At 60.7% G+C, this 26,311-nt stretch carries 30 protein-coding genes and 6 tRNA genes; 4 read left to right on the forward strand and 32 right to left on the reverse strand.

All coding sequences use genetic code 11. The annotated features are described in order from the left end of the window. Window positions 1-382: IS21 family transposase (locus ASR47_RS04715; RefSeq protein WP_483790118.1), on the reverse strand; the 382-nt coding region annotated here is incomplete at its 3' end. Window positions 383-585: 203 nt separating this feature from the next. Here ASR47_RS04715 and ASR47_RS04720 point away from each other — a divergent pair. Further along, complete coding sequence (locus ASR47_RS04720; RefSeq protein WP_150127692.1) at window positions 586-927, forward strand: type 1 periplasmic-binding domain-containing protein; 342 nt, start codon at window positions 586-588, stop codon at window positions 925-927. A gap of 15 nt (window positions 928-942) precedes the next feature. On the opposite strand, the gene ASR47_RS04725 is transcribed toward ASR47_RS04720, so the two are convergent. Next, window positions 943-1,974, reverse strand: a complete 1,032-nt coding sequence (locus ASR47_RS04725) for a LacI family DNA-binding transcriptional regulator (RefSeq protein ID WP_065306609.1) — start codon at window positions 1,972-1,974, stop codon at window positions 943-945. A gap of 146 nt (window positions 1,975-2,120) precedes the next feature. Between ASR47_RS04725 and ASR47_RS04730 the strand changes: the two genes are divergently transcribed. Continuing rightward, window positions 2,121-3,155 carry a fatty acid desaturase gene (locus ASR47_RS04730; protein ID WP_065306610.1) on the forward strand — a complete coding sequence of 345 codons (1,035 nt, stop codon included), beginning with the start codon at window positions 2,121-2,123 and terminating at the stop codon, window positions 3,153-3,155. Between the two features lie 45 nt (window positions 3,156-3,200). Here the strand turns inward: ASR47_RS04730 and ASR47_RS26890 are convergent, their stop codons facing one another. The 30 genes from ASR47_RS26890 to ASR47_RS04875 form a co-directional block, all read right to left on the reverse strand. After that, a complete protein-coding gene (locus ASR47_RS26890) occupies window positions 3,201-3,293 on the reverse strand; it encodes an EVE domain-containing protein (RefSeq protein ID WP_245714258.1) in 93 nt (30 codons plus the stop codon). A gap of 430 nt (window positions 3,294-3,723) precedes the next feature. After that, on the reverse strand, window positions 3,724-4,002 hold the full coding sequence (locus ASR47_RS26895) for a hypothetical protein (RefSeq protein WP_150127693.1): 279 nt from the start codon (window positions 4,000-4,002) through the stop codon (window positions 3,724-3,726). Between the two features lie 130 nt (window positions 4,003-4,132). Next, window positions 4,133-4,206, reverse strand: a tRNA-Cys gene (locus ASR47_RS04740). A 40-nt stretch (window positions 4,207-4,246) separates the two neighbouring features. Further along, window positions 4,247-4,322, reverse strand: a tRNA-Gly gene (locus tag ASR47_RS04745). Window positions 4,323-4,403: 81 nt separating this feature from the next. Continuing rightward, a tRNA-Gly gene (locus ASR47_RS04750) sits at window positions 4,404-4,479 on the reverse strand. 61 nt (window positions 4,480-4,540) lie between these two features. Continuing rightward, window positions 4,541-4,616: transfer RNA gene (locus tag ASR47_RS04755), tRNA-Gly, on the reverse strand. A 57-nt stretch (window positions 4,617-4,673) separates the two neighbouring features. Continuing rightward, window positions 4,674-4,749 (reverse strand) — tRNA-Gly (locus ASR47_RS04760). 92 nt (window positions 4,750-4,841) lie between these two features. Next, window positions 4,842-4,917, reverse strand: a tRNA-Gly gene (locus ASR47_RS04765). Window positions 4,918-4,989: 72 nt separating this feature from the next. After that, window positions 4,990-5,574 carry a CDP-diacylglycerol--glycerol-3-phosphate 3-phosphatidyltransferase gene (pgsA, locus tag ASR47_RS04770; RefSeq protein WP_065306612.1) on the reverse strand — a complete coding sequence of 195 codons (585 nt, stop codon included), beginning with the start codon at window positions 5,572-5,574 and terminating at the stop codon, window positions 4,990-4,992. Window positions 5,575-5,692: 118 nt separating this feature from the next. Further along, window positions 5,693-7,573 carry an excinuclease ABC subunit UvrC gene (gene uvrC / locus ASR47_RS04775; protein ID WP_150127694.1) on the reverse strand — a complete coding sequence of 627 codons (1,881 nt, stop codon included), beginning with the start codon at window positions 7,571-7,573 and terminating at the stop codon, window positions 5,693-5,695. An 11-nt stretch (window positions 7,574-7,584) separates the two neighbouring features. Then, window positions 7,585-7,989 carry a holo-ACP synthase gene (gene acpS, locus ASR47_RS04780; protein ID WP_065306613.1) on the reverse strand — a complete coding sequence of 135 codons (405 nt, stop codon included), beginning with the start codon at window positions 7,987-7,989 and terminating at the stop codon, window positions 7,585-7,587. After that, on the reverse strand, window positions 7,989-8,756 hold the full coding sequence (gene pdxJ, locus ASR47_RS04785) for a pyridoxine 5'-phosphate synthase (protein ID WP_065306614.1): 768 nt from the start codon (window positions 8,754-8,756) through the stop codon (window positions 7,989-7,991). Before pdxJ ends, acpS begins: the two co-directional genes overlap by 1 nt. Before the next feature lie 33 nt (window positions 8,757-8,789). Next, complete coding sequence (recO, locus tag ASR47_RS04790; RefSeq protein ID WP_065306615.1) at window positions 8,790-9,611, reverse strand: DNA repair protein RecO; 822 nt, start codon at window positions 9,609-9,611, stop codon at window positions 8,790-8,792. 28 nt (window positions 9,612-9,639) lie between these two features. After that, window positions 9,640-10,542, reverse strand: a complete 903-nt coding sequence (gene era, locus ASR47_RS04795) for a GTPase Era (protein ID WP_065306616.1) — start codon at window positions 10,540-10,542, stop codon at window positions 9,640-9,642. Next, window positions 10,539-11,342: a ribonuclease III gene (gene rnc, locus ASR47_RS04800; RefSeq protein WP_065306617.1), complete on the reverse strand. Its 804-nt coding sequence runs from the start codon at window positions 11,340-11,342 to the stop codon at window positions 10,539-10,541. Before rnc ends, era begins: the two co-directional genes overlap by 4 nt. A 90-nt stretch (window positions 11,343-11,432) precedes the next feature. Beyond that, on the reverse strand, window positions 11,433-12,350 hold the full coding sequence (gene lepB, locus ASR47_RS04805) for a signal peptidase I (RefSeq protein WP_065306618.1): 918 nt from the start codon (window positions 12,348-12,350) through the stop codon (window positions 11,433-11,435). Between the two features lie 3 nt (window positions 12,351-12,353). Then, entirely contained in the window at window positions 12,354-14,144 is a 1,791-nt protein-coding gene (gene lepA / locus ASR47_RS04810; protein ID WP_065306619.1) for a translation elongation factor 4, read from the reverse strand. A 253-nt stretch (window positions 14,145-14,397) separates the two neighbouring features. Beyond that, window positions 14,398-14,652, reverse strand: a complete 255-nt coding sequence (locus ASR47_RS04815) for a glutaredoxin family protein (protein ID WP_065306620.1) — start codon at window positions 14,650-14,652, stop codon at window positions 14,398-14,400. A gap of 110 nt (window positions 14,653-14,762) precedes the next feature. After that, window positions 14,763-16,265: a DegQ family serine endoprotease gene (locus ASR47_RS04820; protein WP_065306621.1), complete on the reverse strand. Its 1,503-nt coding sequence runs from the start codon at window positions 16,263-16,265 to the stop codon at window positions 14,763-14,765. A 194-nt stretch (window positions 16,266-16,459) separates the two neighbouring features. Beyond that, a complete protein-coding gene (locus tag ASR47_RS04825) occupies window positions 16,460-16,768 on the reverse strand; it encodes a sigma-E factor negative regulatory protein (protein ID WP_245714259.1) in 309 nt (102 codons plus the stop codon). A 74-nt stretch (window positions 16,769-16,842) separates the two neighbouring features. Continuing rightward, window positions 16,843-17,445: an RNA polymerase sigma factor RpoE gene (rpoE, locus tag ASR47_RS04830; RefSeq protein WP_082988746.1), complete on the reverse strand. Its 603-nt coding sequence runs from the start codon at window positions 17,443-17,445 to the stop codon at window positions 16,843-16,845. 88 nt (window positions 17,446-17,533) lie between these two features. Beyond that, a complete protein-coding gene (locus ASR47_RS04835; protein WP_065306624.1) occupies window positions 17,534-18,001 on the reverse strand; it encodes a hypothetical protein in 468 nt (155 codons plus the stop codon). Window positions 18,002-18,137: 136 nt separating this feature from the next. Next, window positions 18,138-19,388 (reverse strand): beta-ketoacyl-ACP synthase II, encoded by a 1,251-nt coding sequence (fabF, locus tag ASR47_RS04840; RefSeq protein ID WP_065306625.1) that lies wholly within the window; start codon window positions 19,386-19,388, stop codon window positions 18,138-18,140. Between the two features lie 29 nt (window positions 19,389-19,417). After that, window positions 19,418-19,657 carry an acyl carrier protein gene (acpP, locus tag ASR47_RS04845; protein WP_008449912.1) on the reverse strand — a complete coding sequence of 80 codons (240 nt, stop codon included), beginning with the start codon at window positions 19,655-19,657 and terminating at the stop codon, window positions 19,418-19,420. A gap of 178 nt (window positions 19,658-19,835) precedes the next feature. Beyond that, window positions 19,836-20,579 carry a 3-oxoacyl-ACP reductase FabG gene (fabG, locus tag ASR47_RS04850; protein ID WP_065306626.1) on the reverse strand — a complete coding sequence of 248 codons (744 nt, stop codon included), beginning with the start codon at window positions 20,577-20,579 and terminating at the stop codon, window positions 19,836-19,838. A gap of 55 nt (window positions 20,580-20,634) precedes the next feature. Further along, the gene (gene fabD, locus ASR47_RS04855) at window positions 20,635-21,576 is read right to left on the reverse strand and encodes an ACP S-malonyltransferase (RefSeq protein ID WP_065306627.1); all 942 of its coding nucleotides are present in this window, start codon (window positions 21,574-21,576) and stop codon (window positions 20,635-20,637) included. A gap of 30 nt (window positions 21,577-21,606) precedes the next feature. Further along, a complete protein-coding gene (locus tag ASR47_RS04860; RefSeq protein ID WP_065306628.1) occupies window positions 21,607-22,605 on the reverse strand; it encodes a beta-ketoacyl-ACP synthase III in 999 nt (332 codons plus the stop codon). Window positions 22,606-22,617: 12 nt separating this feature from the next. Further along, window positions 22,618-23,685 carry a phosphate acyltransferase PlsX gene (gene plsX, locus ASR47_RS04865; protein ID WP_065306629.1) on the reverse strand — a complete coding sequence of 356 codons (1,068 nt, stop codon included), beginning with the start codon at window positions 23,683-23,685 and terminating at the stop codon, window positions 22,618-22,620. A 195-nt stretch (window positions 23,686-23,880) separates the two neighbouring features. Further along, complete coding sequence (gene rpmF / locus ASR47_RS04870; protein ID WP_034749653.1) at window positions 23,881-24,063, reverse strand: 50S ribosomal protein L32; 183 nt, start codon at window positions 24,061-24,063, stop codon at window positions 23,881-23,883. Window positions 24,064-24,257: 194 nt separating this feature from the next. After that, a complete protein-coding gene (locus tag ASR47_RS04875) occupies window positions 24,258-24,755 on the reverse strand; it encodes a YceD family protein (protein ID WP_065306630.1) in 498 nt (165 codons plus the stop codon). A gap of 182 nt (window positions 24,756-24,937) precedes the next feature. Between ASR47_RS04875 and ASR47_RS04880 the strand changes: the two genes are divergently transcribed. Together ASR47_RS04880 and ASR47_RS04885 are read left to right on the forward strand one after the other, a co-directional pair. Continuing rightward, window positions 24,938-25,546, forward strand: coding sequence for a Maf-like protein (locus ASR47_RS04880; protein ID WP_065306631.1), 609 nt, complete (start codon window positions 24,938-24,940; stop codon window positions 25,544-25,546). A 12-nt stretch (window positions 25,547-25,558) separates the two neighbouring features. Next, a complete protein-coding gene (locus ASR47_RS04885; RefSeq protein WP_065306632.1) occupies window positions 25,559-26,308 on the forward strand; it encodes an SAM-dependent methyltransferase in 750 nt (249 codons plus the stop codon). The last annotated feature ends 3 nt before the right edge of the window (window positions 26,309-26,311 follow it).

Raw genomic sequence — 26,311 nt, forward strand, 5'->3', positions numbered from 1 at the left:
GCATCGAGCGCTTGAGCTGCCTGGCGAAGCGGCGGTAGTTTTCGCAGAACTGCGTGTAGCCGTAGGTCTGGCGATCGGCATAGTCGGCGCGGTGCTCCTCCCACAGCAGCATCAACGTCATGCCCTTACGGCGCAGTTCCTGGTGCAGGCGGCCATAATCGGGCTGCACATAGTCACTCGCCTTTTGGGCGCCGACCAGCAGGCGCCGCTCCAGTGCCGCCTCGTCCATGCTTTGTACAGTGAGCCAGTCCAGGCCAGCTGCCGCAGCCAGGCCGGCGTACTTCGTGACCACACCTTTAGACAGGCCAAGTGCATTGGCAATCTGCTGGTGCGACAATTTGGCGTCAAGTTTGAGTCGTAGTACGTCCTTAATTTTACGCATATTGATCCTCGGTGCGGGCACGCCATCTCCAGTCAAAAGCTGGGAGCCTACCCGTTCGGTTGCAAAATGCGTAACGTCATCACTGCGCTGTACAACACCATTCCGGCATCGTGACCAGCGATTCCGGTATCGTGACCGCTGATTCCGGACAATGCCCGAAATCGGTCACGTTCGCCCGGAATGGGCGGTCACGTTCAAACGGAATGGCTGGTCACGATGCCGGAATCACTGGTCACGTTCGTCCGGAATACCCATACAACAGCGGCGCCGGTTCGGCCGGCATCGTGACAGCGTTGCGCCAGGCCGGCAAGGCCGGACACATCCTGCTTGCCGGCCACGAGTTGTCGGCCGAGCACCGCTTGTATCTGGAGCAGGGCGAGATGGAACTGGTGATCGACCAGGATCCGGACTGGCAAACGGCATCGAGCCTGCAGCATCTGCTGTACGCCTGCGGCCGGCTCGATGAACCACCATCGAGCGCGCCGAATGAATTTCGCCTGTTCTGCCGCGAGAATATCGGCGCAGGCGACTATCTGCCGCCTTGAGCGCGGCGCAAGAGATCAGATATTTTCTGGCGTAAACAACAGCGGATCGACTATGCAGCGGCGCGCCCCTGTGCCACCGTCGAGCGCATCGCACATGGCAGCGACAAGGCCGCCGGCGATCGCCTCGCGCGGATGCGAAATGACCATTGCCACATGGCCGTCGGCCAGGGCGGTGCGGGTCAATGGCGTCAGGTCATGGCAGACGGTGACGAAATCGTATTCCGGCCCCAGCGCACGCAAGCCGTCGAGCACGCCTTCGATGCCGCCGCCGGCCAGGTAAAAGCCCGTCAGGTCTGGGTGGCGGTGCAGCAATTCATGAATGGTTTCCTCGGCCAGGTGGCGGTCTTCCAGGCTGATCAGGGTGTCGAGCAAATCGACGTCGAGTTCGAGTTCGTGCTGCTGGAAATAAGTGCGGAAACTGGTTTCGCATTCCTCCTGACAGGCATAGCGGTGCGAGCCGACCATCACGGCCACCTTGGCCGGACGCCGCCCCAGATGCGAGATCGCCCACGCCGCGCTGCGGCCCACCTTGACATTGTCTACCCCGGCATGGCCGGCCAGGCCGGTGGCACTCAGGTCGGACACCAGCGAAAACACGGGATAACCTTCCGCCGCCAGCGCCTCGACGGCGGCGCAGATGACCGGATGCTCGGTCGCGACCAATGCCAGCGCATCGACGCTGCCGGCCATCGCGCGCAACTGCGCCACCACCCGCCGTGGCGTCAGGTCATCCATGTACTCGACCTGCACACTGTACACGCCGCCAGCCTCCCTGCCAGCCTGCTGCAGCGCCTGCGCCATCAGCTGGAAAAATTCACTGCCGCTTTTTTGCAGCAAAAAACCCAGCCGGTGCTTGCCACCGCCCTCATCCAGGCGCTTGCGTATCAGCCCGGCGCCGCGATAGCCGAGCGCCTCGGCCGCCTGCAGCACGCGCAGCGCGGTGGCAGGACGCACTTGCGCGCGCCGGTTGATGACGCGGTCGACCGTGGCGACGCCGACGCCGGCGGCGCGGGCGACATCGGCAATCGTGGACGGTGCTGTTTTCATGGAGATGCCTGCTGAAGCTGATTGATAGATTCTATCATTGGCCGAGGCGCCAGCATGATGGTTTTGAGACCAGGTCGAGGCTGGCGCCCCGCAGCCACCCGCCAATCACTACCATGATCCTGGTTCATCACACACAGGAGAGCGACATGGCACATGCGGGAAAATGGAAAGACTATCGGCTGAACGCGGCCAACAGCGAGCAGGCGGAAAAGCGGGGACTGGTATCGGCGCAATGGTTCCGCTGCGAGGTACCACGTGCGCAGATGAAACAGCTGATGCAGCGCAGCGACGCCCAAGGCTTGCGTCACATGGCGATCTGGCTGGCCTTGTTGACGGCCAGCGGCGTGGCGGCCTGGCACAGCCAGGGCAGCTGGTGGTGTCTGCCGGCCTTCTTTCTGTACGGCACATTATATTCGGTCAGCGACCATTGCGCCCATGAACTGTCGCATGGCACGCCGTTCAAGACGCCCTGGCTGAACAATGTTTTTTACCAGCTGGCGTCCTTCATGACCCTGCATGAATCGGTGTACTGGCGCTGGAGCCATGCGCGCCACCATACCGATACCATTATCGTCGGGCGCGACCGCGAAATCGCGTTTCCGCGCCCGGCCAGGCCGCTGGCGATCCTCTTCGACGCTTTTTTCCTGCCTGGCGGTCTGCAGGAAATCGCGCGCACCGTGCGCCATGCCATGGGCAGCCTGAGCGAGGAAACGCGCAGCTTTATTCCTGATTCGGAAATACGCAAGCTGGTCTGGAGCAGCCGCATCTATACCTTGCTGTTTGCTGGCCTGATCGCCTGGTGCGTATTGGCACAGAGCATCTTGCCGGCGCTGTTCATCGTGTTGCCGCGCTTTTACGGCGCCCTGCTGCCGCTGCTGTTCAACATGACGCAGCACACGGGCCTGGCCGAAGATGTGCTTGACCATCGCCTGAACACCCGCACCATGTATCTGAATCCCGTGTTCGAATTCCTGTACATGAAGATGAATTACCACCTGGAACACCACATCTTTCCGATGGTGCCCTTCCATGCGCTGCCGCAGCTGCACGCCGCCATCCGCGAGCAGTCGCCGCCCGCCTACGGTTCGCTGTGGGCGGCATACGCCGACATCGTGCCAGCCGTGCTGCGCCAGCGTGAAGAGCCCGGCCATGTGATTGCACGGGAAGCACGCACGGCTTGAAATCGACCCAAGCGCTCAGTCTGTCAGCCGGGCATGAACGGCTTTTCATTGTGCCTGCGTGAATGGCGTGATCGACAGGCGGCTACCCTTCTTGAGCAGCAGCATGTCCTCCAGTACGGCTACGGACAGCGGCAGCAACGGCGTCTTTTCAGGCCATCGCGATATTGCCTTGGTGCATCGTACGCAGGCCAGCCTGAGCGCTCCAGCGCGTATGCTGATAGAGCTGATAATAAAACATCTCTGAGTAACTAGTCGATAGGATGCGCCCGGTTATATGGGGGGCAAGCTCATCGGCATCATAGTCAAAACGGTGGCGAGCTTAAATCTACCTCAATTACAACGCCCCCATCCCACTCCATCGTAACAGTGCCGCAACACAATTCACATTCGGAAACTTCGTCTTCATGACAGTCACCTGCCAAATTCACCGTGCATCAATGACCACAATCGGCGCACTTGTAAACATAGCGTACCGGCATTTCTTGTATGGATTCAACGATGTAGGTCAACAGGCTTTTCATGCTTTTCCCTACGCTCAGGTAAGAAGATGATGATGAGATGACAATAATCAAATAGCTTGGCTACGGCGGTTTTGGGAATTCTCCGCAACAGGCGCATATATAACCTTTTGCACAAAATAGGCACAAGGCCCTTGCCCGCCATCAAAAACAGCAAGCAAAAACCATGCTTTTTCGCCGTTCGGCTCATATGGCTGCCAAGCTTCGAGCTGTGCAGCAACGCATGCCTGTTCGAATGTGTCGAACGTCGCCCATAGCGTCTTTGGCAAGAGCTTGTTTTTGATACGAATTTGAAATGCGCCGGACGGCGTCTGCTTGATCGATGCCATGCCCCCATAATAGTAGCGGACACCGGAATGTCAACAACCAGTTGGCCGTATCTTGGGAGGTGCACCGCCCATATCGGGCGGTGCAGGATGATGATGAACTAGCGATTTGTTCGCCAAGTCCTTGCATATATGGAGGCGAGGACGGGAATCGAACCCGTCTAAACGGCTTTGCAGGCCGCTGCATAACCTCTTTGCTACCTCGCCTGAGGAACTGCTGCAATGTGCTGTGAAACACATCTGAAACTGGAGCGGGAGAAGAGTCTCGAACTCTCGACCTCAACCTTGGCAAGGTTGCGCTCTACCAACTGAGCTACTCCCGCATGGAGCCTTGCTATTCACGCTGCGCCATCGAAGGCGGCGGATAAAAAAAGGAAGCCAGCTGCGCTTCCCTTCAGAATTTTTGGAGCGGGAGAAGAGTCTCGAACTCTCGACCTCAACCTTGGCAAGGTTGCGCTCTACCAACTGAGCTACTCCCGCTTGGAGCTTCTATTTTCTGCTTGCTACGCCGTACCGCTTATTGACTGCACCCAGTTTTCACTGGAGCGGGAGAAGAGTCTCGAACTCTCGACCTCAACCTTGGCAAGGTTGCGCTCTACCAACTGAGCTACTCCCGCTTGGAGCCAACATTCTACTTCTTTTCACTGCCGTTTACAACTGCTGCCAGTTTTCACTGGAGCGGGAGAAGAGTCTCGAACTCTCGACCTCAACCTTGGCAAGGTTGCGCTCTACCAACTGAGCTACTCCCGCAGTGGACAACATTGTATCAGAAGCTCTACTACATCGCCAGTACTACTTTTTGCTGCACTTGCTGTTTTCACCTATGACACGATCCAGAAAACTGGAGCGGGAGAAGAGTCTCGAACTCTCGACCTCAACCTTGGCAAGGTTGCGCTCTACCAACTGAGCTACTCCCGCGTCATCAACAACAGGCCAGCATTATAGATGGATTACAGAGGCTGTCAACGGGATTTTTGAGCCCGCTACCGATCAATGCAGATTGCCCGCCTTTTCTTTAATGAGCGGCCACGCCAGGCGCAGATAATAAAACATCGACCACACCGTCAGCACGCAGGCGATCCACATCAGCTTTTCGCCCCACACATGGGTGTCGATGGCGCCGAAGATCACCTCGTGGTACAGCAGCAGCGGAATCGCCGTCATCTGCGCGGCCGTCTTGATCTTGCCGATCGAGCTGACGGCCACCGATTTCGAGGCGCCAATCTGCGCCATCCATTCGCGCAGGGCCGAGATGGTGATTTCGCGGCCGATGATGATGAAGGCCAGCACGGCATTGACACGGTCCAGCTGCACCAGCACCAGCAAGGCGCCGGCCACCATCAGCTTGTCGGCCACCGGATCGAGGAAGGCGCCGAAGGCCGAGGTCTGGTTCCAGCGGCGGGCCAGGAAGCCGTCGAACCAGTCGGTTACGGCGGCAACAATAAAGACCAGGGTGGCCACCAGGTTCTGGTCGCCATGCAGCAGCATCGACGGCGGCAGGTAGAACACCCCGACGACGAGCGGAATCAGGGCCACGCGCAGCCAGGTCAGGAGGATGGGTATATTAAAAGGCATAGAAAGCAATCGGCCGACGGGTAAAGTGAACAAAGCGTGAACAAAGCGCCACTAGTCTACATGGCACGCGGGTATTAGCCTAGTCCGGTTGCGGCGGTGCGGGACCAGGCTGAAGGTATTAGTGCAGCTGCTTGTAAATCTCTTCCGCAAGCTGCGTCGAAATCCCCTCCACCGACATCAGGTCTTCCACGCTGGCGTCGACCACGCCGCGCAGGCCGCCAAAGCGCGACAGCAGTTTTTGCCTGCGCTTGGCGCCGATGCCTTCTATCTCTTCCAGCCTCGACGTCTGGCGCGTCTTGGCGCGCTTGGCGCGCATGCCGGTAATCGCAAAACGGTGGGCCTCGTCGCGGATCTGCGCGATCAGCATCAGCGCGGCCGATTCCTTGCCCAGCTCCTGCGCCTCGCGGCCGTCGACAAACAGCAGGGTTTCCAGGCCGACTCGCCTGCCCTCGCCCTTGGCCACGCCGACGATCAGGCTGATGTCCAGGCCCAGCTCGGCAAACACCTGGCGCGCCATTTCGATCTGCCCCTTGCCGCCGTCGATCAGGACCACGTCGGGCATCACGCCGTCGCCATTGGCGACCTTTTCGTAGCGCCGCATCAGCACTTGCCGCATGGCCGCGTAATCATCGCCGGGCGTGATGTCGTTGATGTTGTAGCGGCGGTATTCGCCGTTCTGCATCGCATGATGATGAAACACCACGCACGAGGCCTGCGTCGCTTCGCCCTGGGTGTGGCTGATGTCGAAGCATTCGACGCGGATGGTGTCGAGGTCTTCCGTTTCCAGGCGCAGGGCGTCGGCCAGCGCGCGCGTGCGCGACTGCTGCGAACCCTGCTCGGACAGCAGCCGCGCCAGCGAAATCTCGGCGCCCTTCTGTGCCAGCTCCAGCCACTGGCGGCGCTGCCCCTGCGGCTGGAAAATCAGGTTGATGCGGTGGCCACACTGCTCCATCAGCGCCACCATCAGCGCCGGCTGGTCGAATTCGATATTCAAAATCAAGGTGCCGGGAATGAATTTTTCCGTGTAGTGCTGGGCCAAAAAGGCCGCCAGCACCTCGACTTCGATCGGCTCCTCGGCGATCGCCGCCGCATCGCTGAGCTGGCTGGGGAAATAGGCGCGGTCGCCGAGATGGCGCCCGCCGCGCACCATCGCCAGGTTGACGCAGGCGCGCCCGCCCTGCACCAGCACGGCGATGATGTCGACATCGGCGTCACCCGTCGTCTCCATGCTCTGCTGGTGCAGCACGCGCGACAGCGAGGCGATCTGGTTGCGCACCACCACCGCCTGTTCGAACTTCAGGTCGGCCGCATAGGCGTACATTTTCTTTTCCAGGTCGGCCATCACTTCGCTTTGCCGGCCGCGCAGGAAACGCGCCGCGTTTTCCACGTCGTTCTTGTAGTCTTCCTTGCTGATCAGGTCGACGCACGGCGCACTGCAGCGGCCGATCTGGTGCAGCAAACACGGCCGCGTGCGATTCGCATACACGCTGTCTTCGCAGGTGCGTATCAGAAAGACCTTCTGCAGGATCTGCATCGATTCCTTGACCGCCCAGGAACTGGGAAACGGCCCGAAATACTGGTTCTTCTTGTCCACCGAGCCGCGGTAATACACCATGCGCGGCGCGTCGCCACTGGTGATCTTCAGGTAGGGATAGGACTTGTCGTCGCGAAACAGGATGTTGTAGCGCGGCTGCAGCGCCTTGATCAGATTGTTTTCCAGGATCAGCGCTTCGGCCTCGCTGTGCGTGACGGTGGTTTCCAGGCGCGCGATGCGCTCGACCATCATGGCGATGCGCGGGCTGGCCAGGTTTTTCTGGAAATAGCTCGACACGCGCTTTTTCAGGTCGCGCGCCTTGCCCACGTACAGCACCTTGTCGCCGGCGTCGAAGTAGCGGTACACGCCCGGCAGATTCGGCAGTTTGGCCACGGTGGCCAGCACTTGCGCGCGCGGGTCGGGCACGGGAACGACGGTATTCAGATCGGGTATTGCTTCGGTCATTGCTGGCTCGGTTATTCGCTAGCGGGAGATTGTTCCACAATTACGAAGGCGACGGCGTACTCCTCCTCGTCGCTGATGGTCACTTGCGCACTCAGGCGATGCTGCGCCATGAAGTCCGCCAGCACGCCGCTGCAGACGATCATCGGCTTGCCGCTCGGATGGTTCAGCATCTGCGCGGCGGGCCAGGTCATCGGCATGCGCAGGCCCAGGCCGATCGCCTTGGAAAACGCTTCCTTGGCGGCAAAGCGGGTGGCCAGGAAACGCACGCCGCGCACGGCATTTTTGGCGCTGCGGGCGCGGAATTTTTCCAGTTCCTGCGGCCCCAGTATCTTTTTGGCAAAGCGCTCGCCATGGCGCTCGAGCGCCGCTGCGATGCGCGGGATCTTGCAGATATCGGTGCCTATGCCGTAGATCATTACTTGCCCGCCCGGTTGCCAACACGCGTGGCGACCATGATGGCCTTCATTTCGCGCACGGCGTTTTCCCAGCCGACAAACACGGCGTGGGCGACGATGGCGTGGCCGATATTGAGTTCGGCAATATCGGCAATCGCGGCGATCGCCTGCACATTGGTGTAATGCAAACCGTGGCCCGCATTGACCTTCAGGCCACGCGTGGCGCCAAACAGCACGCCGGCCTTGATGCGTTCCAGTTCGGCCAGTTGCGCCTCGCCTTCGGCGTCGGCATAGCGGCCCGTGTGCAGCTCGATCACGGGCGCGCCCATCTCGGCGGCGGCGGCGATCTGCGCCTCATCGGCATCGATGAACAGGCTGACGCGAATGCCCTCGCCTTGCAGTTGCTTGACGGCCGCCGACACTTCCTTGTAGTAGCGCACCACGTCCAGGCCGCCTTCGGTGGTCACTTCGGTGCGCTTTTCCGGCACCAGGCAAACGTCCGCCGGCCTGATGCGGCATGCGAAATCGATCATCTCGGCGGTCACGGCCGCCTCCAGGTTCATGCGCGTGAGCAACTGCGGCGCGATGGCGATCACGTCGGCGTCCTTGATATGGCGGCGGTCTTCGCGCAGGTGCAGGGTGATGCAATCGGCGCCGGCCTGTTCGGCCAGCAGGGCCGCGCGCAACGGATCGGGATAGGCGGTGCCGCGCGCATTGCGCAGGGTGGCCACGTGGTCGATATTGACGCCCAGGTCGATGACGGGGCCGGCAGGCTGCAAAAAGCTCATGGTAATGTCCGTGGTAACTATAGTGGTCAAATATTACAACTGCATCAAATCGATCAGCATCTGGCGCGTGTTCAGGGTCGCGCCACCGAGCTGGTGGGCCAGCAAAAAGCGCATCAGCGTCTTGCTTTGCGCCTGCGTGGCGGCGTCCGTGTAATCTTCGCATTCCATGTCGAGCAGGGTCTTGCCGGTGATGCGCGGCCAGGCGTCGCCAGCCTGGGCCGGGCGGGGCCCGCGCTCGGGGTCGACCACATAGATCTGTCCAGCCTGCACCGGCTGGCGCGTGCCGGTGCAGCGCACCAGGTCCGCCGCCACCCCGGTTTCCTTCAACAGCGCGCGCTCGAACTTGCGCAGCACGATGGGCGCCGGCTCATTGTGCGCCAGTTGGTTCAAGGTCGCAACGTAGTGGTCGAACAGGACCGGATGCGGATCGTCGCGCGCCAGCAGCTTGACCAGCAATTCGTTCAGGTAGAAGCCGCACAGCAAGGCGGTCTTTTCCAGCGGCAGCATGCCGCCGACCCATTCGGCGCCCGTCAAAATACGCAGCTCGGACTTGCCGGTCCAGCCCGCCTGCAGCGGCTGGAAGGTCTGCAACACGCCACGCAATTGCGAATGGGGCCGCTTGGCGCCCTTGGCAACGAGCGCGATACGGCCAAAGTCGCGCGTCAGCACGTCGATGATCAGGCTGGTTTCCTTGTGGGGATAGCTGTGCAGCACAAAGGCTGGCTGGCCCGTGACGCGGCCATCGCGCCCGGGCGGGCGGCTGGCGATGCGCCGCGGCGCTGGCGGGGATGGCACGGCGGCGCCCTGCACCGTGGCAGGCGCGCTGGCTGGCAGCGCTGGCGTGGTAATGCTCATGCGTGTGGCGTCATCCCCTGGCGTGGACTTACTCGTAGCCGTAGGCGCGCAGCCCCGCCTCGTTGTCGGCCCAACCCGATTTGACCTTGACCCAGATTTCCAGATAGACCGGGCCGCCGAACAGCTTTTCCATGTCCAGGCGGGCCTGGGTCGACACGTCCTTCAGGCGCGCGCCCTTGTTACCGATAATCATCGATTTATGCGTATCGCGCTCGACCAGGATGGCGGCAAACACGCGGCGCAAGTCGCCCTCCTGCTCGAATTTCTCGATCAATACCGTGCTGGTGTACGGCAGTTCGTCGCCGACAAAGCGGAACAGTTTTTCGCGCACGATTTCGGAGGCAAGGAATTTTTCGCTGCGGTCGGTGATATCGTCCGGTCCGAAGATGGGCTGGTTTTCCGGCAGGAAGCGCTTGATCTCGTTCTGCAAGCCTTCCAGCTGGAAATGCAGCTTGGCCGAGACCGGCACAATGGCGGCAAAGTCGCGCATCGCGGCGACTTTTTGCGCGAACGGCAGCAGCACGGCCTTGTCTTTCACGCGGTCCGACTTGTTGATCACCAGGATGCATGGCACTTCCTTCGGCAGCAAGTCCATCACCTGCTGGTCGGCCGGGCCAAAGGTTCCCGCCTCGATCACGTACAGGATCACATCCGAGGAAATCAGGGTGTTGGTGACGGTTTTGTTGAGCGTCTTGTTCAGTGCGTTCGAGTGGCGCGTCTGGAAGCCGGGCGTGTCGACGTAGATGAACTGCGCGTCGGGCACGGTCTGGATGCCGGTGATGCGGTGGCGCGTGGTTTGCGCCTTGCGCGAAGTGATGCTGACCTTCGCGCCGATCAGCACGTTCATCAGGGTCGATTTGCCCACGTTGGGGCGGCCCACGATGGCGATATAGCCGCAGCGGAAGTTGTCGGGCATTTTGGTGGCTGTCATGCTGGTGTCGATTTCTGTTGAGTATGAGCGGCGACGGCGGCGTCGTCGCTCTGGATGGTGGCAATGCCGGCCAGCTTGAGCTGGGCGGCGCGCGGTTTGGGCTTGCGGCTGGCGGCGGGCGACTTCAGCAGTGCCTGCTCGGCCACCTCCAGCGCCAGTTTGGCGGCGGCTTGCTCACCGGCGCGGCGGCTTCCGCCACGGCCGTAGACCTGGATATTCAATTTGGGCACCAGGCATTCGATCTCGAATTCCTGGCTGTGGGCGGCGCCGTGGGTGGCCACCACATTGTATTGTGGCAGCGAGATTTTTTTGCTCTGCAAGAATTCCTGCAGCAGGGTCTTGGCATCCTTGCCCAAGGTTTGCGGATCGACCGAGTCGAGGATGGGAATATAAAAAGCGCGGATCACGGCGCTGGCGGCGTCGAAACCGGTATCGAGGAAGATGGCCCCGAGCAACGCTTCGAGGGTATCGGCCAGGATCGACGGGCGGCGGAAGCCGCCCGACTTCAGTTCGCCTTCGCCCAGGCGCAGGAACTGCGACAGTTCCAGCTTTTGCGCGATTTCATACAGCGACTGCTGCTTGACCAGGTTGGCGCGCAGGCGCGACAGGTCGCCCTCGTCGATGGCCTTGAAGCGCTCGTACAGAATGGACGCGACCACGCAGTTGAGGATGGAGTCGCCGAGGAATTCCAGCCGCTCATTATGCAAACTGCTGTGGCTACGATGCGTCAAGGCTTGCTGCAACAGGCCAGCATCCTGGAACGTATAACCTAGACGGGTTTGCAATAGCTGAAGATTCATTGTTGGTTCTGTGTCATCTGATTGAGTCGGCATGCCGGCGCAGGTATCGGGCGCACGGCATGCGGGGTTGCCCCGGGGGGCCAGGACGGCTTAGTGGATGCCGCCCACGCGTTTCGGATTGCTGAAGTTCATCCATACCAGGAAGGCCTTGCCGACGATATTCTCGTTCGGCACGAAGCCCCAGTAACGGCTGTCCGCGCTATTGTCGCGGTTGTCGCCCATCATGAAATAATTCCCTGCTGGTACCGTGCACGTAAAACCATCTTCGTTGTAGTCGCACGCTTCCTTGTGCGGGAAGTCGGTGACCTGGCCCAGGTTCAGGGTCGGCGCCGGATCGTCATTGAGGATGCGGTGGCTCACGCCCGTCAGGTTTTCTTCCAGCTGCTTGTGGTACACGGTGCTTTCGTCGTCGAGGTAGTCGTCGAGCGGCGTGTAGGTGACCGGCTTGCCGTTGACGCTCAAGCGCTTGTTGTCATAGGTGATTTTATCACCAGGCACGCCGATCACGCGCTTGATGTAGTCCTGCGACATATCTTTCGGATACTTGAACACCATCACGTCGCCGCGTTGCGGATCATTGACTTCGATGATGCGCTTGTTGACGATCGGCAAACGAATGCCGTAGGTGAACTTGTTTACCAAGATCAGGTCGCCCACCAGCAAGGTCGGCACCATCGAGCTCGACGGGATCTTGAACGGCTCGTACAAAAACGAACGCAGGCAGAACACCATGGCGATCACGGGAAAGAAGCTGCCCGAATACTCGACCCAGGTTGGCTGGCGCAGCAGCCCCGCTTCGATCGCGGCGCGGCCGCCGCCATGTTCCGACTTGATGCCTTCGGCGGCCAGCCTGGACTGGCGCGCGTCAAAGTCAGCCAGCGCGCGGTCGGCCGCCAGGCGGCGCTGTTTTGACAAATAAAATACGTCCAGGCACCAGATCAAGCCGGTGATCACCATCAGGACGAACAAAATCAGCGCGAAATTTCCTAAAATCACTTGCAGGTTCATGTGTTAACCATCCACTTGTAAGATTGCCAGGAAGGCTTCTTGTGGAATCTCCACGGAACCCACTTGCTTCATGCGCTTCTTGCCGGCCTTTTGCTTTTCCAGCAGTTTTTTCTTGCGGCTGATATCACCGCCGTAGCACTTGGCCAGCACGTTCTTGCGCAGCGCTTTGACGTTTTCACGCGAAATGATGTTGGCGCCGATGGTGGCCTGGATGGCCACATCGAACATCTGGCGCGGGATCAGTTCGCGCATCTTGGCGGCCACCTGGCGGCCACGGTACTGGCTGTTCGAACGGTGCACGATAATGGCCAGCGCATCGACTTTTTCGCTGTTGATCAGCATGTCGACCTTGACCACGTCGGCGGCGCGGTATTCCTTGAACTCGTAGTCCATCGAAGCATAGCCGCGCGAGGTCGATTTCAGGCGGTCGAAGAAGTCCAGCACGATCTCGGCCATCGGCATTTCATAGATCAGCTTGACCTGGCGGCCGTGGTAGCTCATGTCCATCTGGATGCCGCGCTTGGCGATACACAGGGTGATCACCGAGCCCACATATTCCTGCGGCATGTACAGGTTGACCGTGACGATAGGCTCGCGCACTTCCTCGATGCGCGACGGGTCGGGCATCTTCGACGGATTGTCGACATTGATCAGACTGCCGTCGCGCTGCACCACCTCGTACACCACGGTCGGCGCGGTGGTGATCAGGTCCATGTCGAATTCGCGCTCGAGGCGCTCCTGCACGATTTCCATGTGCAGCAGGCCCAGGAAGCCGCAGCGGAAGCCGAAGCCCAGCGCCTGCGACACTTCCGGCTCGTACATCAGGGCCGCGTCGTTCAGTTTCAGTTTTTCCAGCGAGTCGCGCAGTGCGTCGTACTGGTTCGCCTCGACCGGGAACAGGCCGGCAAACACTTGCGGCTGCACTTCCTTAAAGCCTGGCAATGGCGCGCTGGCAGGACGGCTGGCCAGGGTGACGGTGTCGCCGACCTTGGCGGCCTTCAATTCCTTGATGCCGGCAATAATGAACCCCACCTGCCCCGCCGACAATTGCGGCAAGGACTGCGAGCGCGGCGAAAACACGCCGATGTCTTCCACCAGCTGCACCGAATCGGTGGCCATCAGGCGAATCTTGTCTTTCGGCTTCAAGGTGCCGTTAACCACGCGCACCAGCATCACCACGCCGACATAGGCGTCGTACCAGGAGTCGACGATCAGTGCCTGCAGCGGCGCATCCGGGTCACCTTTTGGTGGCGGCACCTTGACGATCAGTTGCTCCAGCACATCGAGCACGCCCAAGCCGGTCTTGGCCGAGCAATGCACGGCGTCGCCTGCATCGATGCCGATCACGTCTTCGATTTCGGCGATCGCGTTCGGCGGATCGGCGTTCGGCAAGTCGATCTTATTCAAGACCGGCACCACTTCCACGCCCAGGTCCAGCGCCGTGTAGCAGTTGGCGACGGTTTGCGCTTCCACGCCCTGCGAGGCGTCGACCACCAGCAGCGCACCTTCGCAGGCGGACAGCGAGCGCGACACTTCGTAGCTGAAGTCGACGTGGCCGGGCGTATCGATCAGGTTCAGGTTGTAGATCTGGCCATCGCGCGCCTTGTAGTGCAGGGCCGCCGTTTGCGCCTTGATGGTAATGCCGCGTTCGCGCTCCAGATCCATCGAATCGAGCACCTGCGCCTCCATCTCGCGGTCGGACAAGCCGCCACATAATTGAATGATGCGGTCAGCCAGGGTCGATTTACCGTGGTCAATATGGGCGATGATGGAGAAATTGCGTATGTTATTCATTAACTAATATGTGTGCGAGTGACAACACTGCTTTAACAGGAATCAAGGGGATCATGCCCGGGCCAAACCCGGCACCCCGCTCATGATGAAAAAAGCGCTCCGGGCAGGACATTTGCATGTCCAGGCGAGCGCTTTTGAAGCGACATAAGCTGCTGCTGCGGACAGGAGCTTTTTCGACCTCCCCATTTTACCGGATTTCAGAGTAGAAAGCCCGTCTTTCAGCGGCAGGCTCCCGGGCGGCGATGCAAATCAGTCATTTGCCTTGCGCCAGATAATGGCGCACAGCCGCTTCGTCGAGGAAGTAATGGCATAGCTCGGGCTGCGCCAGGGCGCCGTACAGCACCGGCACCAGCTCGTCGAAGCGCGCCAGCAGGGTCGCATCGGCCGAGTCATCGATATCGATGACCTCGACCGTGAACGGTTTCTCGGGCGTTTGCAATAGTTGCAGGGCGTCGAGCATGTCCTGGCAAAGGTGGCAGTAGCTGCGGGAGTAGAGGGTGAAGTGCATACGTCGGTGGTTGGCAGCGGAAGTCGGGGGTCGGACGGGGACGCCGGATCCCGGCGGGCGAATTCAAGCCTATGGCTTGAATTCGTATCCCGAAGGGACTGACCGTCAAGTTACTTGGCCGACGGGCGCAGGGACACGAATTGCGTCGTCTCGCCGCGGCGCACCAGCAGTGCCGAGGTTTTCTTCGGATCGAGCTTGCTGACCAGCGCGTTGAACTGCCTGGCGTCGCGCACGGCGACGTTGTTCAGTTGCAGGATCACGTCGCCAGGCTGCAGGCCCGCCAGGGCCGCCACGCCGTCGGCGTCATCGACCAGCACGCCGGCATCGATTTTCAACTCCTGCTTTTTGGCAGCCGGCACGTCGCTGACCTTCAGGCCCAGCGCGTTGCTGGTCTGCGCTTCCGGCTGCTTGTTGGTCGCCTTGCTGGCGGTTTTATCGCCTTCCAGTTCGGCCACCGTGACCGGCAGCTCGTGCTGGGCGCCCTTGCGCCAGACGGTGATGGTGGCCTTGCCGTTGACGGCGGCGCCGCCCACCAGCCGCGGCAGGTCGGACGAACGTTCGATCCGGGTGCCGTTGAATTTGAGGATAATGTCGCCGGGCTTGACACCGGCCTTGTCGGCCGGGCCGCCGGGCTCGACCATCGACACTTGCGCACCCTTGGCGTTTGGCAAGCCCAGCGATTCGGCCACTTCCTTGCTCACCTCGCCGATCTGCACGCCGATGCGTCCGCGCACCACTTTGCCGGTCTTTTTCAGCTGCTCGCCGACACGCATGGCTTCATCGATGGGCACGGCAAACGAAATGCCGTTGTAGGCGCCGGACAAGGTGGCGATCTGCGAATTGATGCCGATCACTTCGCCGCGCAGGTTGATCAGCGGGCCGCCCGAGTTGCCCGGATTGACGGCGACGTCGCTCTGGATCAGCGGCAAGTAGTCGCCCGTATCGCGCGACTTGGCAGAAATAATGCCGGCCGTCACCGTATTTTCCAGGTTGAACGGCGAACCGATGGCGATCACCCACTCGCCGACGCGGATCTTTTCCGAGTCGCCGATGGTCACGCGCGGCAGGCTGGCGCCCTCGATTTTCAGCAGCGCCACGTCGGTGCGCGCGTCGGCGCCGATCACCTTGGCCTTGAATTCGCGTTTATCCGTCAGCGTCACATACACTTCGTCGGCGCCGTCGACCACGTGCGCATTGCTGAGCACGTAGCCATCGGCGGAAATGATAAAGCCGGAGCCGACGCCGCGCTGCACCTCCTGTTCCTGCGGCGCGCGGCGGCTGCGCGGGTCCTGCTGGCGCGGCGTCGGCATGGCGCCGCCGAAGAAGCGGCGCAGGAATTCCTGCATTTCCTGTTCGTCGCTGCCGCCGGCGGCGGCGCCGCCCATTTTCAGCCGTTCAGTGGTGCGGATATTGACGACGGCCGGGCCGACGGCGTCGACCAGATCGGCAAAGTCCGGCAATTGCACCGAGCGCACGGCGGGCGCGGCCGCCTGGGCCGGCGCGGCGAGGCCCAGCATGGCGGGCGCAAAGAAGACGCCAGCGGTCCCCAGACACAAGGCGGAAAGCGTCTTCGCTGAAAACGTTTTGCTGTGGTCACAAATATTTTTTTTCATGGAGTTATCTTTTCGAACGTTAGTCGGAGCTGGCTGCCTGCCCCACGCGACGGCCACCGGCGCGCGCCAGGGGCAACATGGCAAACCGTACAACAATATATCGCATAAGCAAGATATCGCTTGCAGACAGTGTCAATCGTGCAGAAGGCAGGTGTCAAGAGGGAGCGGCCGGCATTAAGCCAGGCGTAAGCGGACTAGCGCTGGGGAACGATGCCGATATCGAGCTGTTCGACCGCCGGCGCGACAGTGGCCAGGACAGCGGCCGGTGCGGGCGCGGCTTCGCCCGCCAGGCGCCTGGCCAGCCGGGCCTCGAAGCCGGCGCTCAGGGCAACCCCATCCTGCCCGGTGCGCAGCGCCTCGCCGATCAGGCGATACGCCTGCCAGGCCTGCCGCCCTGCATCGGTATCGAGCGCGGCAAAGGCCAGTTCGAGTTCGTGGGCCGCCAGTTCGCCATCGGCCAGGGCCGAAATATGCTCTTGCAATCCTGGATGTGTGTCCATCATGGGGTCCTGCCAAAGTAATGAGGTGCTGCGTGAAGTGCTGACTGAATTGGTGCAGATTGCTCATGGTCAATGCATTACCAGCGCTTGTCAATCGGCATGTCCAGCAAGGGTTTGAGTTTCTCCGCAATCACCTCGCGTGCGCGAAAAATGCGGCTGCGCACGGTGCCGATCGGACAGGCCATGATCTCCGAGATTTCTTCATAGCTCAGCCCCTCGATTTCGCGCAGCACGATGGCGGTGCGCAATTCAATCGGCAGCACATCCATGGCCGCATTGACGGTGGCGGCAATTTGCTTGCTCGCCAGTACGGATTCCGGCGTGTTGTTATCACGCAGCTTGTCGCCGTCATCGAAGGATTCGGCCTGTTCGGCATCGGTGTCGCTGGACGTGGGCGTGCGCCGCCCCTGGGTAACCAGATGGTTTTTTGCCGTATTGATGCCGATGCGATAGAGCCAGGTATAAAAGGCCGCGTCACCGCGAAAATGCCGCAATGCCCGGTATGCCTTGATAAAAGTTTCTTGCACCACATCTTCGGCCTCCGCCGGATCATGCACCAGCCGCGATACCAGCCGCATCAATCGCCGCTGGTATTTTGATACCAGCACGTCAAATGCCCGCCTGTCGCCAGCCTGGACCCGCTCGACCAATAATTGATCACCTTCGCGTTCTGTCCTCACACCCTGTATCCCTGGTAGCATGCAGCGTGGGCGCCTGTATGGTTATAGAGTTGGCCCGCTGCAAGAAGTTCAGTATTTGCCGCATTTTTTATGACACCCTCCCCCGCGCCGCGATGGCGCGGCAAGCCACGGCCAGTTCGCGGAAGGCCAGCATGCCCGGCAGAGCACGCTGCACCACCACGGTGACGCTGCGCCCGTCGTCATCGGCCAGGCGCAGCACCAGCAGCGCAGGCCACAAGGTGGACCCGGGCAGCAGACGCAGCGGGGGCGTGGACGGCGCGAACCGGTCCTCGCGTGCTTCATGTTGCGTCAGCCGAAACTGGCCAACCGGTGAAATATCAAGCGTGTGCGGCTTTCTGCAAGAACGCCACACAGCCCCGGGCACGGCGAGCAACAGCACGCCGCCAGCCGCACTGAGCAGTGCAGCAGGCCAGCCCAGCGCATACGCGCCGGCCGCCAGCGGCCAGGCCGCCAGCACGGCGCCCAAGCCCAGGCAAGCTTGCAGCAAACCCAAACCGACAGGCGTGTGCAGGACAGCCGATATGGCAATCGACATAGACTCTCAATGGGGAAAACATCAGGCGCGCCGGCACCATGCCGGGCAAATTCAGGCGCCAACGAACGTTGGCGCCGAATCAGCGCTCACTACGGTTAGACCGCAGCGAGCGTCAGAAAGTTCAAGCTATTGCAGCTTATTTCGCTTTGCCGAAAATCAGCGTGCCATTCGTTCCGCCGAAGCCGAAAGAATTTTTCACTGCATAATCGATCTTCATGTCGCGCGCCGTATTGGCACAGAAGTCGAGATCGCAAGCCGGATCCTGGTTGAAGATGTTGATGGTCGGCGGCGACACCTGATGGTGGATCGCCAGCACCGTAAACACCGCTTCCAGGCCGCCAGCGCCGCCCAGCAAATGGCCGGTCATCGATTTTGTCGAGTTCACTACCAGGTTTTTCGCATGCTCGCCAAAGGTGCGCTTGATGCCCATCACTTCAGCCACGTCGCCTTGCGGGGTCGACGTGCCATGCGCGTTCAGGTATTGAATCTGGTCCGGGTTCAAGCCTGCGTTGTCGAGCGCCGCGATCACCGATTTGCTGCCGCCGCTACCATCTTCCAGCGGCGAGGTCATGTGATAAGCATCTGCGCTCATCCCGAAACCGTGCACTTCGGCATAGATCTTGGCACCGCGGGCCACCGCGTGCTCGTACTCTTCCAGCACCATCACGCCGGCGCCTTCGCCCAGCACGAAACCGTCGCGGTCGGTATCCCACGGGCGCGACGCCGTTGCCGGGTCATCGTTGCGGGTCGACAAGGCGCGTGCCGAGGCGAAACCACCCAGGCCCAGCGGCGAGACGGTCGATTCGGCACCGCCGGCGATCATGACGTCGGCATCGCCGTACTCGATCATGCGCGCGGCTGCGCCGATGCTGTGCAAACCGGTGGTGCATGCCGTGACGATGGCCAGGTTCGGGCCTTTCAGACCATATTTGATCGAAAGGTTGCCAGAGATCATGTTAATGATCGAGGCAGGCACGAAAAAGGGCGAGATGCGGCGCGGGCCACGTTTTTCGTACTCGGACTTGGTTTCTTCGATCAGCGGCAAGCCACCGATGCCGGAGCCGATGATCACGCCGATACGCTCGGCGTTTTCTTCGGTCACTTCCAGGCCACAGTCCTGCATCGCCTGGATGCCGGCAGCCATGCCGTAATGGATGAAGGTATCCATATGGCGGGCTTCCTTACCGGAGATATACTCTTCGATATTGAAACCTTTGACTTCACCGGCAAAATGCGTGGTGAATGGCTGCGCGTCGAATTTGGTAATCGTGGCAATACCCGATTTTCCTTCGACGATTGCGCTCCACGCCTCGGCAATAGTATTGCCGACAGGTGAAACGCAGCCCAGGCCGGTGACAACAACACGACGGTTTTTAGAACGGCTCAAGCGATTCTCCTGAAGTCGGTCAGTCAGGCTCAGGCCTTGACGTGTGCGGTAGCGTAGTCGATCGCTTGCTGCACGGTGGTGATTTTTTCAGCTTGTTCGTCAGGAATTTCCATTTCGAATTCGTCTTCCAGGGCCATCACCAGTTCCACGGTGTCCAGGGAATCGGCGCCCAGGTCGTCGACGAAGGAGGATTCGATTTTGATGTCTGCTTCTGCAACGCCCAGTTGCTCAGCGACGATTTTCTTAACGCGTTGTTCGATATCCGACATGTTATGGCTCCAAAGTGTGTGTTACGGAAAGTGCGCGCATTTTATCAGGTTTGCGCGCGCTAATACTAATTTCGGTGTCTGCTGATAATTCGACCGAAACTGCTGCTAAAAGATGCGATTATAGTCAAAAAACCAGTTGCATATCATGCCACAACCGGTATCTCCACTGTCTTTCACATCAATTCATGTACATGCCGCCGTTCACGTGCAAGGTGGTGCCCGTGATATACGCCGCTTGCGGCGAGGCCAGGAAAGCCACGGCCGCCGCCACGTCTTCCGGCTTGCCCAGGCGCGACAGCGGAATTTGCGTCAGCAAGGCTGCGTGCTGCTCTTCACTCAAGGCCTTGGTCATGTCGGTATCGATAAAGCCGGGGGCGATGCAATTGACAGTAATGTTGCGGCTGCCGATTTCACGCGCCAGTGCGCGGCTCATGCCTTCCACGCCGGCCTTGGCCGCCGCGTAATTCATCTGGCCGGGATTGCCCGACGAGGCCACCACCGAGGTGATGTTGATGATACGCCCGGCCTTGGCCTTCATCATGCCGCGCAATACCGCGCGCGACAGGCGGCCAACGGCCGACAGATTGGTCATGATGACATTGTCCCACTCTTCGTCCTTCATGCGCATGGCCAGCTGGTCTTGCGTGATGCCCGCATTGTTGACCAGGATCGACAGGCTGCCGTAGGTTTTCTGCACCTCATCGACCACTTGCGCGCAGCGCGCCGCGTCGGTCACGTTCAGGACCACGCCCTTGCCGGCCACGCCTTCGGCGGCCAGGTAATCGGTGATCGCCTGCGCGCCACTTTCCGAGGTCGCGGTGCCGACCACGGTGGCGCCCTGCTTGCCCAGCTCGGTGGCGATGGCGCGGCCGATGCCGCGCGAAGCGCCCGTGACCAGCACGACTTGATTTGTTAGCTTCATGAGTATCCTTAAAAATGGCTGGCGGCAGCGGGGCGAGCCCGCGGCCATGCGCTGTTTATTTGAGCTGCGTCAAAATTCGGTCAAGCGAGGCCTGGTCGACGATGGCGTCGCCCACCAGCACCGGATCGATGCGCTTGGCCAGGCCCATCAGGACCTTGCCGGGACCGCATTCGATCACCTGGGTGATGCCATCCGCCGCCACCTTCCGCATGGTTTCCACCCAGCGCACCGGGCTGGCCGCCTGGCGCACCAGTGCATCCCTGATGCCGGCCGGATCGGTCACAATGGCGACATCGACGTTGTTGATCAGGGCGATCTGCGGCGCATTGAAGGACAGCTCGGCCATGTAGTCGCGCAGGCGGTCCGATGCGGGTTTCAGCAGCGAGGAATGAAATGGCGCCGACACCGGCAGCTTCATGGCGCGCTTGGCGCCCTTGGCCTTGGCCAGTTCGCAGGCGCGCTCGACAGCGGCTGTATGGCCGGCGATCACTACTTGCGCCGGCGCATTGAAGTTGACAGGCTCGACCACCAGGGCCGGGTTTTCAGCGGCCGCTTCCGCACACGCGGCGCGCACATCGTCGTCCGACAGGCCCAGCACCACGGCCATGGTGCCCTGCCCGACCGGCACGGCTTCCTGCATCGCCTGCGCGCGGAAGCGCACCAGCGGCACCGCGTCCTTGAACGCGATCACGCCGGCGGCCACCAGCGCCGAGTATTCACCGAGGCTGTGACCGGCCACCACGGTGGGCAGCGGGCCACCGGCCGCCAGCCAGGCGCGGTAGAAAGCCACGGCCGCCGTCAGCATCACGGGCTGGGTATTGGTGGTCAGGTCCAGCGCTTCCTTCGGACCTTCGGCGATCAGCTTGCCCAGGTCGAATTGCAGCGCTTCGGACGCTTCCGCCACGGTCTGCGCCACCACCGGATTGCCGGCAAAACCGTCGAGCATCGCGATCGCTTGCGAACCTTGGCCTGGGAAAACAAATGCAAATTGTGTCATCGTGACTCCGTTTTTTTAATAGTTTGCAACTTACATGCGAGCCAGTACGGCGCCCCAGGTAAAGCCGCCGCCCACGCCTTCCATCATCACATTGTCGCCTTTTTTGACGCGGCCATCGCGCACGGCAAGGTCGAGCGCCAGCGGGATCGAGGCGGCCGAGGTATTGCCGTGCTGGTCGACGGTGACGACCATCTTCTCCAGCGGCAATCCAAGTTTCTTGGCGGTGCTGTTCATGATGCGGATATTGGCCTGGTGCGGGATCAGCCAGTCGATCTGGTCCTGCGTCATGTTGGCGTGCGCCAGGGCTTCGTGGGCGACTTTTTCCAGCACCGACACGGCCAGCTTGAATACGGCCGGGCCATCCATGTACAGGAAGGCGCTGCCGGCCAGGGCGCCGCCGGCCACATTGCCCGGTACGCTCAGGATGTCCGAGTGGCGGCCATCGGCGTGCAGCTTGGTGGCCAGGATGCCAGGCTCTTCCGATGCCGTCAGCACGATGGCGCCGGCGCCGTCGCCGAACAGCACACAAGTGCCGCGGTCGTCGAAATTCAGGATGCGCGAAAACACTTCGGCGCCGATCACCAGCACGTTTTTATGCATCCCCGACTGAATAAAACTGTCGGCGGTGGCGACCGCGTAGACAAAGCCGCTGCAGACGGCCTGCACATCGACCGCCGCGCAGTTGTTGGTGATGCCCAGCTTGTTCTGCACGATGCAGGCGGTGCTGGGGAAGCTGCCGAAAAAGTCGGGAGTCGAGCTGGCGACGATGATCAGGTCCAGGTCATTGCCGTCGAGACCGGCCATCTCGAGCGCCTTTTTGGCCGCTTCGACGCCGAGGTCCGAGGAGTTTTGCATTGGTGCCGCGTAATGGCGCGCCGAGATGCCGCTGCGCGAGACGATCCATTCATCCGAGGTCTCGATGCCCTTGGCGGCGAGCTGTTCCGTCAGATCCTGGTTGGTGACGCGTTTTTCCGGCAGGTAGCTGCCGGTGCCGATGATTTTGCTGTAGGTTTTACGTACGATAGTCATGCTTGCCATCCACTAAATGCTGGAGCTTGTTGATGTAGGTACTTCCGCCACTGGCGTGCGCGGCATCAGCTCGGCGATCATGCTGGCCAGGTGGGCCTGCACATCATTCTTTGCCGCCTCATAGGCGCGGCGCAAGGCCCATTCGAAGGAATAGGCATCGGCGCCGCCATGGCTCTTGATGACCAGGCCACGCAGGCCCAGCAGGCTGGCGCCGTTATAACGCGAAGGATTCAGGCGGTTGGTGATGGCTTTCAGCGCGCCGCGCGCGATCAGGGCGCCCAATATGGTAATCGGATTGCGCTTGAATTCCGAGGTCAGCACGTCCTTCATGAAACGCGCCAGGCCTTCGATGGCCTTCAGGGTGACGTTGCCGACAAAGCCGTCGCAGACGACGATATCGGTAGTGCCCTTGAAAATATCATTGCCTTCCACGTTGCCGTAGAAGTTCAGCGCGCCACGCTCGTGGTCCGCCTGCAAGAGCTTGGCGGTCAGTTTCACCACTTCATTGCCCTTGATATCTTCCGTGCCGACGTTCAACAGGCCGATGGTCGGGCGCTCGATGTTTTCCATGGCGGACACCAGCACCGAGCCCATGATGGCGAACTGGTGCAAGTGATGCGGTTCGCAATCAACGTTGGCGCCCAGGTCCAGCATATAGGTAGGACCGTTTTTCTGGTTCGGCAGGATGCTGCAGATGGCCGGGCGGTCGACGCCCGACATGGTTTTCAATACATAGCGCGACACGGCCATCAGGGCGCCGGTGTTGCCTGCGGAAACGCAGGCTTGCGCCGCGCCACTCTTGACCTGTTCGATGGCCACGCGCATCGACGAATCCTTCTTGCGGCGCAGCGCCACTTCCAAGGGATCGTCCATGGTAACTTGTTCGGAGGCATGCAATACCGACAGGCGCGGATGCGTCTCTGCCTTGTGCTTTTTCAGCTCGGCACGGATCACGTCTTCCAATCCAACCAGGATCAGTTCGGCGTCAGGCTCGTGTTCAATAAAGGAAATTGCTGCGGGGATAGTGACTGAGGGACCATGATCTCCGCCCATGCAGTCGATAGAAATTTTGATTGTCATTTGGTGTGATTCAGTACCGCTGCGGGCTTGCGGCAAGATGTGAATCGGACTGTCGCTGCAGGGATGCGCAGACCTGGTCAGCAGGATTCAAAATGACGGTGCGCAAGATGAATTGCAGCCGATAAAAAAGAAGAAGCGGCGCCACGCCGAAAAACCAACGCAACACCGCTTTCATCTTACCCAACAAAACGTCGATTACTCGTCGTTTTTGGTCTTCAACACTTTACGGCCACGATAGAAGCCGTTAGGGCTGATATGGTGACGCATGTGTGTTTCGCCGGTAACTGGCTCGACGCTCAATTGCGGCGCGACCAGGAAGTCGTGCGAACGGTGCATGCCGCGCTTGGAAGGGGTTTTCTTGTTCTGTTGAACTGCCATGATGACTCCTAATACATAAGTTCTAAAATTTTAGCACAATCGATCAGCAAATTCATGCGAATCGAGTATCCCAGCGGCAAAGACTATCCGAAAACAGGCCGTACCGACATCGTTTATTTCATGCTACGTTTCACTACACATTGCCATACTCGATTACTACACGCGTTTGACACGTCTGTTACCTACTACTTGTTCTATTCTGGCTTCAAGTCTTTCAGTGCCGCAAACGGCGACTTCTTTTCAGTCTTGAGAGCATCGAGCTGCGCCGTATCGGGGCAGACGTCATGTTTGGGTACCTGCGGCAGAGCCAGCAAGGCTTCATCTTCGATCAGCGCCGCGGCATCCATGCTGCGGCTGCCGACGATCACGTCAATCGACTCATCGTCGATGATTTCTTCGATCTCGTCCGCATGCTCGTCATCCTTGCCGAGCATCAGCACTGTCGAAGAATCGATATCGTAAGCAAACGGGGCCAGGCAGCGCTGGCATACCAGCTGAACCGTGCCGTTGACCGACAAGGTCAGTTGCGGGTAGCCCAGCTTGCTGGTGCTGCCGACGATTTTCCAGGCGATCTCGCCGGAGCTATCTGCGCAATCCTTGGTCAACCGGGTCATTTCAGCGACAGGAGTGACACCCTCGCGGCTCCCGCTGATACGACAAAAATCAAAGGCGTCGATCACAAAAGCATTCATTGGTAGAAAATTTCCCCGGAAAACCAGCGATGATAGCAGGGTTTTCAAGCCGGAGTCAAAGCCCGCGTGCTTTTTTTTGATATCAAGCAGGCCACATCAAGACCCGCAACCGCAAGCAAATTGCCCAGCAACGCCGCGAGCGACTACACTGGCGGCCTTGCCAGCGGCTTTATTGACAACGAATGATACCAACTTCCACCCCATTGCGCTTGATTCTCGCGTCGAGTTCCGCCTATCGCAAGGAACTGCTGTCGCGTTTGCGCCTGCCGTTCGAGGTGGCGGTGCCCGACCTCGACGAGCGCCCCCTGCCCTTTGAAACCCCCAGCGCCACCGCGCTGCGCCTGGCGCAAGCCAAGGCGCAGGCCGTGCTTGACCGCTTTCCCGGCAGCCTGGTGATCGGTTCCGACCAGGTCGCCACCCTCGATGGCGCGCAGATCGGCAAGCCGGGCAACCACGCCAACGCGCTGTGCCAGCTGCAGACCATGCGCGGACGCGAAGTGATCTTTCACACGGCGCTGTGCCTGCTCGATGGCCGCCAGGCCGTCGCCACGGCGCAGGTCGAGGATGTGCGCACCCTGGTCACCGTGCGCGACCTGCCCGACGCCGAGCTCGATGCCTATTTGCGCATCGAACAGCCTTACGACTGCGCCGGCAGCGCCAAGAACGAGGGGCTGGGCATCGCCATCCTGGAAAGCATCGACACCACCGACCCGACCGCCCTCACCGGCCTGCCGCTGATCGCCTTGAGCAGCATGCTGCGCCGCGCGGGCGTGGCGTTTTTCACCATTTAACAAGCACACACCATGACCGGCACCCTTTATCTGATCCCCAACCACCTCGGCCTGTCCGACAACCCGGACGACGCGCTCGGCCATATCATTCCTGAACAGGTACGGCACATCACCTCGCAGCTCGATTATTTCGTTGCCGAAAACGCCAAGACGGCGCGCGCCTTTCTGAAACTGGTCGGCATCAAGCATCCGCTGGCGAAACCTTTACAGGAAATCACGATTTCCGAACTGAACGTGAATACCCCGGCGCAGGCGCTGGCCAGCCTGCTGGCGCCGCTGCTGGCGGGGCGCGACGCGGGGCTGGTATCGGAGGCTGGCGTGCCGGCCGTGGCCGATCCGGGCGCCGACCTGGTGCGCCTGGCGCACCAGCATGGCGTCAAGGTGCGCCCACTGGTAGGGCCGTCGTCGATCCTGCTGGCGGTCATGGCCAGCGGCCTGAACGGCCAGAGCTTTGCCTTCAATGGTTACTTGCCGACCGATGCGGCGCTGCGCGCCAGGCGCATCAAGGAACTGGAAGGCCGCTCGCGCAGCGAAAAGCAGACCCAGCTTTTCATTGAAACGCCGTACCGCAACGCCGCCATGCTTGACGCGCTGGTGGCACAGTGCGCACCATCGACCCTGATCTGCGTGGCAACCGACCTGAGCCTGGAGACGGAAGCCATCCAGACCCTGAATGGCGGCCAATGGAAAAAACAACTGGCGGCCGGCAAGGCGCCCGACTTCCACAAGAAGCCGACCGTGTTCCTGCTGCTGGGCCAATAAGCT

Origin of the sequence: Janthinobacterium psychrotolerans, assembly GCF_001677885.1 — a bacterium.
Classification (GTDB): domain Bacteria; phylum Pseudomonadota; class Gammaproteobacteria; order Burkholderiales; family Burkholderiaceae_D; genus Janthinobacterium; species Janthinobacterium psychrotolerans.